The organism is Bacillus pfraonensis (genome assembly GCF_050768835.1).
GTDB lineage: Bacteria > Bacillota > Bacilli > Bacillales > Bacillaceae_G > Bacillus_A > Bacillus_A pfraonensis.
The window spans coordinates 86,257-94,093 of the sequence record NZ_JAHCDO010000015.1; the positions used below are offsets into that span (position 1 = coordinate 86,257).

Genomic DNA, 7,837 nt, shown 5'->3' on the forward strand with positions numbered 1-7,837 from the left:
GTAAGTTGTTGTAGTATAGAAGAAAAGTATAATATTTTCAATCAAAACAAGGAAGCTGACTGAAGTTAGCTTCCTTGTTTTATGTAAAGAGGAAAGGGATGAAGCCGTATAGCTTCATCCCTTTCCTTTTCTTATATAAAAAATTGGGGGAATGAAGATGAAAGAGTACAAAAGAATTATATTACCGTTGTTACAGGAAAAAGTGTTACTTATTGCTGCAATATGTAGTGGAGTTATAGCGGCCGCTATGAATTTATCTAGACCATTGTTAATGGGGCTAATTGTTGATCGACTCATTCAGAAACATATAGAGGAAGTATATATACATCGTCTTATTTGTAGGAAGTAGGTTCATTACATGGGGGGATTCGCTATTATTTAATTATATAGGTTCAAAGAGTAGCCAACGTATATTACGAAAAAAACGTATAGAATTGCTAGATCATTTTTTGTCATTACCATTTGAGGAAAGTGAGAAGGTAAAACAAGGAGAGTTAGAAACATTGGTTGTTTCTGATATACCAAATTGGGTAAGGTTATATGGCCCTGTGTTAATAGAGTGCATTCATGCTATAGCTCAATTTATTGGAGCGTTAATAGCGTTTCAACACATTGATATACAGTTTATATGGTGGATTGTTCCATTTTTGATTGCGAGTGCGGTTATCCCAATGTTTATGGCGAAAAAAGTAAGAAAGACGGCTAGTATAGCTCAAATGAATCATTCAAGTGTTGTAGAAACAATATCACAATTTGTAAAAGGTATCAAGATTTACGTAGTTTAAGAGAGGGAAAATGGGCAGTAAAGAAATTTAAGGAGGTAACATCACATTCTTATAAATCAGAAGTGAAAAAGATTATGACGCAAAGCTTTATAGGTATTATAGGAACAGCGATAGAAACGGGTACATACATGGCAATTCTTATTGTAGGAGCGCAAAAAGTAATAAATGGAGAAACGGAAGTGGGATCGCTCGTTGCTATATTAGCTACTGTTGAAATGTTATTTTTTCCTGTTCGTTATGCCAGTGATCTATTCATGATGACACAAGTTTCTGTTGCTTCTGCATCTAGAGTATGGAGCTTTTTAGATATGTCTACTGAAATAATGGCTGAAGAAAGAGACTATTATTGAATGTGGAACGCCTCAAGAATTATTAAGCAATAATTCATTATTGAAAGAAATGCTATAGTTTTCATCAAAACAGGGGCTAAATGAATGCCCCTGTTCGTTCATATTTACTCTGGTTTATTGAGCTGATATTCGTATGTAGAGGAGTTTTCAGTATTAAATTCTTTTACTAATATAATCTTATTTGTGCCCGGATCATATTTGAAAATTTTAATGGTATGCCTATCGCCACTTGCAGGATCATGTTCCTTTAAAGCAAATGTATTTTCTGCAATTTGAGTCATATTACTGGTTTGTATATCTACTGGAGTAGTGTCGTGGTTTGTAGAAACTTCAATAACTCTTTCTTTGTTAAAAAATATAAGGACTAAAATTAAGATGACAAAACAGATGCGCATATAGCGTAGTTCTTTACTAATTGGATGTTCGCCCATAGTGTTCACCCTTTCATTGAACTACCCCCACCTACCTCTACAAGAGCTTGAGGTGGGGGATTCTCCTGTCTCTGTCTTCACAAAAACAGTTCCTCTCGTAGCCAATGGAACATGGTTTTATGCATAAATAATTACACCCCTTCCAAATTATAACTATTTATATTATACGATAAAGAGAAAAGATTTTCGATTTTATTAAGAATATTCTATTTATTTTTCAGGAGAATATTTCCAAGGTTGTCCGTATAAGCTAAAATAAAATGTAAGTACGAATATTATTTTTGAATGAATATAATAAATGACTCAAATTATAAGGGTGATGTATATGTGGCGGAAATTTACGGTTATTATCATCTTATTTTGTTTAGCTGGTTACGCAGTATATGTGCAACTTGGAAAAAACGATAAACAAGTAAGCGAAGAACCAATAAAAAGTGAAGAAACGATGAAAAAAGAAGTGATTGCAAAAAACGGAATTGAAGTAGGTAAGGTTGCACCAGATTTTGAGTTGTCAAAATCGGATGGGACAAGGGTTAAGCTTTCAGATTTAAAAGGTAAAAAAGTCATCCTAAATTTCTGGGCAACGTGGTGTGGTCCTTGTCAGCAAGAAATGCCGGATATGGAGGCTTTTTATAAGAAACATAAAGACGATGTAGAAATTCTTGCTGTAAATTATACGGTTTCTGAAGGTGCTAATGGAGAGGAAAAAGTGAAAAAGTTTGCGGAAGAGAAAGGAATTACTTTTCCGGTTTTACTGGATAAAGACATAACTGTTACCACGACATATAAAGTAATTACTATCCCAACTTCATATTTTGTGGATACAAAAGGCGTGATTCAGGATAAGTTTATCGGGCCGATGACGCAAAAAGAGATGGAAAAACGAGTTGCGAAACTAAAATAGTAGGAAGAAGACAGGGTTAGCCATAGGCTGTTTCTGTCTTTTCTTTTTCATCAAGCAGCTTGTTCATGGTATGATAAAAGAAATTTAAACGAGGAGAGTATGCCTGTGGGACATTTATCTTTGCCAGCAGACTATGTTGTGATTGACTTTGAAACGACAGGATTTAATCCATATAATGATCGAATTATTCAAGTGGCAGCGGTAAGGTACCGTAATCATGAGTTGGCTGATCAATTTGTTTCTTTCGTAAATCCAGAACGACCTATCCCTAGTCGAATTACAAGTTTAACAGGGATTACAAATTATCGCGTTTCGGATGCACCACTGATTCAGGAAGTTTTGCCGTTGTTTCTAGCATTTTTAGGTAACGACACAATTGTTGCGCATAATGCTTCGTTTGATATGCGGTTTTTAAAGAGTAATGCAAATATGCTTAGATTGCCAGAACCTAAAAATATGGTAATTGATACCGTGTTTTTAGCAAAAAAATATATGAAGCATGCTCCAAACAATAAGTTAGAAACTTTAAAAAGAATGCTCGGAATTCGTTTAAGTTCTCATAATGCACTTGATGACTGTATTACATGTGCAGCTGTATATCAAAAGTGTGCCGCTATCCAAGAAGAAGGACAAAAGAAAGTGAAAAAAGAAACACTTGAAGAAGATGAAGTGTACATGCTAATAAAAGAAATGCTTGTGAAGCATAATCGTGATATAGAGTGGATTCGCAATGTAAGCGTTGGAAGTTATCTAGATATAAAAGCTTTTTATCCAATTGTAAGGGTGAAGATAAAAGGGCGAAAAAAATATGTTTTAACTGAAAAGACAGAACAAGAGATGTTAGGGATATGTCCTAGTTTGAAATGTGAGCCGGCTTTAAAAAGTGAAATAGGTATAACGAGAATTATGATTGAAAGTTTAGAGGATTTTGAGAAATTAGAAAATTATATTTTAGAGGCTTATGACAGAGTGATACAAGCACTGAATGAGTATAAAGAAAATAAAGTTAATGCGAATGAAGAAATTGAAAAATATTTAAGCATAATGAAATAGTAAAAGTGATAAAAAATCCATCAGTTGTCAAAGGGGCTGATGGGTTTTTTATCATTTTTGTTGAACGAGAGAAAATGTTTTTGCTAGGGCTTTTGCTTCCTCTACAGAGGCTCCAAATGTATCCCAAGGCATCACCGTTTCTAATAATAAAAATGGATCTAAGTTTTCTTGTCTAGCTTTAATTAAAGCTGTTCCTAGGTTCGTGTAATGATTAATTTTTTCATTAACTGATTTTCCATTCTGTTTTTGAATTTCTTCTTGTTGTTTTCTTCCTTTCAATTGAAGATTCATGATCTGTTTATCATGAATCTCAAATGCTTGATCAACCAAATCTTGTGTTAAATTTATTAAATATGCAATCATGATTGCATATTTTTTGGTGCTGTGAATAGGGAGTACAACAAAAAACAGAAGGACACTGCCTGACATCAAAGTGTAGAATATCGATTAACGTTCCTATTTCAAATAATGTCAGGCTGATAATGCTTCCATTTGAATTCTACTGGTTTTTTCATATCGATACACATCCTTTTTAGTTTAGTAGTATCAGTATGTCCAAGATTTATAGATTAGTTTCAAGTTAGCTGAAATTTTTGCACCAGAACTTTACTATAGATAATCCAATTTATGTAAATGAAAAGCCTCATTAGTGGAAGCTGAAGGGAGGTTATAGATTTCTAGATACATTGACTACTGATAAGTAGCTTTATGTTAGCTAGTTTTGTGTAGAGTATTCATCCGATTCTTGGGGATCTTGTTCAGCAATCGGGCTAGATTGTTGAATAACATTTTAAGTTGAATTGTGAAGATTGTGAAGAAATGTTCTTTATTTAACGGAGCTTTATCGTAAAATATGAATAGGAGGTGATAAAGTGAAGATAAGAAAACGTATACTTGGTTATGTAATAGATTTTTTTCTTTCAATAGCTATCTGTATATTTCTTTCAATCTTAACATTTCTTATTGCAGCAGTAATAGCTTTACTATTTTTGCCTTTTGTTGCAAGTGACGGAGATACATGGAATCCAATATTAACTGGAATAATGAATGGCATACTGCTGTTGAGTGTTTTGGTGTTTATGGTCACATCACTAGGAGCTAATTTCAAATTGACCTTAACATGGGGTTACAAATTTAACGGTTTAATATTAGAAAATACCAATAAGTTAAGATTGTTTACATGGTGGTTTATAAGAAACGGAATAGCAGGTCTATTTATATTCTTAATTGTTTATCATTTAGCAAATGACATGGACTACAAGTACCTCTTTTTACCTATTTTTATTTACATAATATATATATGGATAGATGGGATAGTGTTCCTCCTTACAAAGGGAAAGAGAACTTTTACAGATATTTGGACGGGCATAGAAGTTAGAAACAACGAAAGTAGTAAAAGATAATATCCCACCGTCTGGAACTAAACTATAAGGATTATTTATTCTTCGAGAACGATGGTTTTTATTGTTTTTTTAGAAATTGCTTATTCAATTATTGGGCGCTTTTCTTGCGTAAGGAAGTGCCCATTCTCTATTCAACGGGGATTTGTTTTTCGATAAATCCCTTAATCTACCTTTTCGAGAGGATGGGCAAAAACACCCGAGTTTAGATTAAACTTTAGAATATGTTATACAATTTATTCGCCATTAGACACACCTTTCTCAATAATCAATACATTTACCTTTCCCCATACAAGGGATTTTCCATTCACTTGTTCTTTTTCAATAACTTTGGTTTGTGGGGGAAGGGGATATTTAAATAGTTGTTCAGTAAAATTATTAGAAATTCTATCTTTATTCGTCCAATATGAAAATCCTGCAATCAATATTATTACTACTAAAATGATTATCCTCATCTTACTAAATATCGTTCTTCTTAATATATTCATCTTTAAAAGACCTCTCCAGCGAAATTATTGATAGTAAAATTTTAACATAAAAATCCGTTTATCCTTAAAAAACACTTCTTTTCTCAGAGGGGTGTCTTCATTTGAAATATATAATATCGTTTAGAGTAAATTTTTGTTGAAAAATATGCAACATTTTATACAAGTTTCTGTACCAAAACAGCCAAACTTAAGCACAATAAATCGTGTCAAATCAATATTGTATAAAATCCTGTATATGGAATTGATGGACATAAAAACAAGAAACCTAGAACATACAAGGATTCCAGCTTGTCCTTGCTACTGATAATAATGCGTTATGTTAACCGAGCATGAATACCATATACATCAAAAATTCTAAACAAATCAGTCCTCCTAAATGGTAAAATAAGGAAAATAATGCAAAAAAACAGTAAACCTTCTCTCAAACAACGAGAGGGAGTTACTGTTCAAATCATAAGAAAAAGGTGAGACAAACTTGAATGTGTTAGAGAGATTGATAGAGCAAGCAAAGAATCCAAGGGGCTGTGTTGGTTCATTTATGCTAAATATTATGAATACTGCTCATGCTACAATGACCGAGTGGGCCTTAGGGAAAGTCAAAATAAAAGAAGATGCGGTAATGTTGGATATAGGGTGTGGCGGGGGTAAAACAATACATACATTGTCTAGTATGAATAAAAACGGCAAACTGTACGGTATAGATTACTCAGAACAAGCAGTAGAAGATTCTATAAGAGTAAATAAAGATGATGTAGAGACTGGAAAAGTGAACATTCGTCAAGCAAACGTATCAAACATCCCATTTCCAGAGGAATCTTTCGATATTATAACTGCATTTCAAACACATTACTTCTGGCCAGATTTAGAAAACGATGTTAAAGAAATTTTCAGAGTATTAAAACATCACGGGCACTTTATGATTGTTGCTGAGCTATATAAAATCAATTATCATATGAAAGCTTATAAAACCAAGAAAGAAATGGAGCAATTGTTTAAAAAAGCTGGTTTTAATACTGTTCAATTTCATGAGAGTACAAACAAAAAATGGCTTTGTATTGTAGGAGGTAAATGAGTATAAAAGATTTAAAATTTATCACTTCCACTTTCGATGATTATGTTAATAATACCTCATGACGTGGTGAAATTTAGGTGTTGTATTAATATGAATATACATGAAGTTTAGAAAAGAAAAAGGAGGATTTTTTATGGTCGATAATTATATAAATGAAAAAGATCATCTTTTTTATAAAAAACGTTTTTATAATGTTTTAGCTTCAATTCCTCTTGTAGTTAACACGCTAATAGTGATATATTTATTAGATTTGAGATTAACTTATTTTGTAACCCTAACTGGCATTTCAGTAATAACTTTATTAATTCAGTTCATCTATTATTATTCAAATTGGAAAAAATCTCTTGCATAATTTTTCTAATAGCTTTAGGGGTCCCACCCCACATCCATCAACTTAAGGTATATGTTTATACAAAGGCGGATCTTTCCATGTAATTTTTCATTATTTTTTATAGACATCCTAAAAGTAGGCATATCAAATAAACCCTGACGGGTTACAATTTTTTCACTATAATTATGCTACCTGATGAATGGAAGTGGTATACTCATAAACAACACCCAAAATATCAAAGACCGTTTTTTTCTCATATCTGTGGGATTTTCGTCCGTTTCGCTGTAGGAGGTTAAACAGACGAAGGAGAATCTTTGATAATTCTTGGGTGTTTTTTTGTAATGCTTGATGAAACAGTAAGAAATAATCTTTAATCATGTACATCGCTTTATATTCACTTAGCTCTTTCTGTTTCTTACGTAACAGAAGTTCTCTCATTTTAAACATAGTAGAAGAACATAATAGGATACTAATGAGTTGTCCATAAAGGTGACATTCTAGCCGCTCTTGTTTTATAGATTTACAACGATGAATTTGAAACCAAGATTTCCATATTTTAAATAACAGCTCAATTTGCCAACGCAGTGAATATAGATCATAGATTTTCTCTTTTGGTACCCATTCCGAAGGAATGTTTGTCATATATACCGTAATTCCTTGTAAAAGCTTCGTACGATCTGTATATGTAATCCCCTTTTTCTTTTCACGAATAGCTCGATCACGTAGGCGTTTCTGTGTTTGCTCCTCCGTACATCTATAAACCACAATACGAGTAGGAAGCTTGTCTTTACTCCCTACATATACATCATGTAACTCATACACTTGGCCAGGTTGTAATTCTTTCATGATATCTTCCAGATAAACTTGTATATATACTGATCTCAATTGAGCGGGTTTTGTTTTAAATACCACTGTTTCGAATTCTTTTCTATATATTTTAGTTGGTAATTTAAGACGTGATAAATAATATCCTTGCTTATCTTGAATAGACTTAAAGTCTTGTAAACGAAAATATCCTAGGTC

Annotated in this window: 8 protein-coding genes and 2 pseudogenes; 6 read left to right on the forward strand and 4 right to left on the reverse strand. The window is 32.7% G+C overall.

What is annotated here, in order from left to right; all coding sequences use genetic code 11:
• Positions 1-98: 98 nt before the first annotated feature.
• Positions 99-1,123: pseudogene (locus KFD70_RS16500) on the forward strand (ABC transporter transmembrane domain-containing protein); the annotation flags it as partial.
• A 116-nt stretch (positions 1,124-1,239) separates the two neighbouring features.
• Here the strand turns inward: KFD70_RS16500 and KFD70_RS16505 are convergent.
• On the reverse strand, positions 1,240-1,566 hold the full coding sequence (locus tag KFD70_RS16505; protein WP_336453043.1) for a YmzC family protein: 327 nt from the start codon (positions 1,564-1,566) through the stop codon (positions 1,240-1,242).
• Positions 1,567-1,891: 325 nt separating this feature from the next.
• Here KFD70_RS16505 and KFD70_RS16510 point away from each other — a divergent pair, with 325 nt between their 5' ends.
• A complete protein-coding gene (locus KFD70_RS16510) occupies positions 1,892-2,470 on the forward strand; it encodes a peroxiredoxin family protein (protein WP_336453042.1) in 579 nt (192 codons plus the stop codon).
• A gap of 105 nt (positions 2,471-2,575) precedes the next feature.
• On the forward strand, positions 2,576-3,523 hold the full coding sequence (locus tag KFD70_RS16515) for a 3'-5' exonuclease (RefSeq protein WP_336453041.1): 948 nt from the start codon (positions 2,576-2,578) through the stop codon (positions 3,521-3,523).
• A 78-nt stretch (positions 3,524-3,601) separates the two neighbouring features.
• Here the strand turns inward: KFD70_RS16515 and KFD70_RS16520 are convergent.
• Positions 3,602-3,910, reverse strand: a pseudogene (locus tag KFD70_RS16520) (Tn3 family transposase); the annotation flags it as partial.
• Between the two features lie 485 nt (positions 3,911-4,395).
• Here KFD70_RS16520 and KFD70_RS16525 point away from each other — a divergent pair.
• Positions 4,396-4,926 (forward strand): hypothetical protein, encoded by a 531-nt coding sequence (locus tag KFD70_RS16525; RefSeq protein ID WP_336453040.1) that lies wholly within the window; start codon positions 4,396-4,398, stop codon positions 4,924-4,926.
• A gap of 233 nt (positions 4,927-5,159) precedes the next feature.
• Here KFD70_RS16525 and KFD70_RS16530 read toward each other — a convergent pair whose 3' ends face one another.
• Positions 5,160-5,411: a hypothetical protein gene (locus tag KFD70_RS16530; protein ID WP_336453039.1), complete on the reverse strand. Its 252-nt coding sequence runs from the start codon at positions 5,409-5,411 to the stop codon at positions 5,160-5,162.
• Between the two features lie 475 nt (positions 5,412-5,886).
• Between KFD70_RS16530 and KFD70_RS16535 the strand changes: the two genes are divergently transcribed.
• Both KFD70_RS16535 and KFD70_RS16540 read left to right on the forward strand, forming a co-directional pair.
• A complete protein-coding gene (locus tag KFD70_RS16535; protein ID WP_336453037.1) occupies positions 5,887-6,483 on the forward strand; it encodes a class I SAM-dependent methyltransferase in 597 nt (198 codons plus the stop codon).
• Positions 6,484-6,616: 133 nt separating this feature from the next.
• Positions 6,617-6,835 (forward strand): hypothetical protein, encoded by a 219-nt coding sequence (locus KFD70_RS16540; protein WP_336453036.1) that lies wholly within the window; start codon positions 6,617-6,619, stop codon positions 6,833-6,835.
• Between the two features lie 162 nt (positions 6,836-6,997).
• Here the strand turns inward: KFD70_RS16540 and KFD70_RS16545 are convergent.
• Positions 6,998-7,837: IS4 family transposase (locus KFD70_RS16545; RefSeq protein WP_431613246.1), on the reverse strand; the 840-nt coding region annotated here is incomplete at its 5' end.

Bases quoted from the DNA above. Each gene is read 5' to 3' on its own strand.
- KFD70_RS16505 (WP_336453043.1), bottom strand. From the start codon at position 1,566: ATGGGCGAACATCCAATTAGTAAAGAACTACGCTATATGCGCATCTGT.
- KFD70_RS16540 (WP_336453036.1), top strand. From the start codon at position 6,617: ATGGTCGATAATTATATAAATGAAAAAGATCATCTTTTTTATAAAAAA.
- KFD70_RS16510 (WP_336453042.1), top strand. From the start codon at position 1,892: ATGTGGCGGAAATTTACGGTTATTATCATCTTATTTTGTTTAGCTGGT.
- KFD70_RS16530 (WP_336453039.1), bottom strand. From the start codon at position 5,411: ATGAATATATTAAGAAGAACGATATTTAGTAAGATGAGGATAATCATT.